Annotated in this window: 1 protein-coding gene; it reads right to left on the bottom strand. The window is 67.1% G+C overall.

What is annotated here, in order from left to right:
- On the bottom strand, window positions 1–752 hold a 752-nt coding region (locus ACFWUY_RS42035; protein ID WP_384122473.1), incomplete at its 3' end, for an LLM class flavin-dependent oxidoreductase.
- Window positions 753–1019: the final 267 nt, after the last annotated feature.

The following is a 1019-nucleotide window of genomic DNA, read 5'->3' as shown; positions in this document are numbered from 1 at the left end:
GCCTCGGTCCATGCCTCGGCTGCGGTGTCGCGGCTGATCACGTGGATGCGCAGGCCGAAGTCGACGGTGCGGCCCTCGATCGCGGCCAGTCCGCGGATCCAGTCGAGCTTCGCGGCGACGGCGTCCAGCGGTTCGCCCCAGGTGAGGTAGGTGTCGGCGTAGCGGGCGGCGATCGGTCCGGCGGGGCCCGACGAGCCGCCGAAGAAGACCGGCGGAATCGGGTCGGGGCGGGCGCTGAGGATCGCGTCCTGCACGCGCAGGTGCTCGCCGGTGAAGCTGAACGGCTCGGTCGACTCCCATAGATTGCGCACGATGTGCAGGAATTCGCCGGTGCGCGCGTAGCGCTGGGTCTTGTCGAGGAAGTCGCCGTAGGCCTGCTGTTCGCGCTGTTCGCCGCCGGTGACGACATTGAGCAGCAGTCGCCCGGCGGAATGACGCTGAAAGGTCGCCGCCATCTGCGCGGCCAGGGTGGGGCTGGTCAGGCCGGGGCGCAGCGCGACCAGGAACTTCAGTGTCTCGCTGGTCTGCACGAGCATCGCAGTGGTCAGCCACGCATCCTCGCACCAGGCGCCGGTGGGAGTCAGAACGCCTTCGAAGCCGTTGTCCTCGGCCGCGGCGGTGAGCTGGTTGAGGTAGCGCAGCGTCGCGGGACGATCGCCGGACATGAAACTGCCGTGCCCGCCCGCCATCAGCCCGCGTGAATCGCCGTAGGTGGGCAGGAACCAGTGAAACGACAATCCTCGATCGGTCATCGTTCGATGCTGACCGGCGCGCCCGCGAACGTCAGGGATTGCGCTCACCGTGCGCGCAACCCCCGACACGCCAACCCTAACTAGACGTAACTATACGAAACACGTAACCTCGAAGACAGGCTCGGGCGACGGTGCTCGGGTCGGCGACCCTACGAAACGAGTTTCCTCAATGACGCGGCATGTCGACGTACTGATCATCGGCGCTGGCCTGTCCGGAATCGGCACGGCCTGTCACCTCATTCGCGAGCAGACCGGACGCAGCTATGC

Source organism: Streptomyces sp. NPDC058664 (genome assembly GCF_042716635.1).
GTDB lineage: Bacteria > Actinomycetota > Actinomycetes > Streptomycetales > Streptomycetaceae > Streptomyces.
The sequence above is the reverse complement of the archived record's forward strand: the minus strand, read 5'-3'. Positions and strand labels throughout refer to the sequence as shown.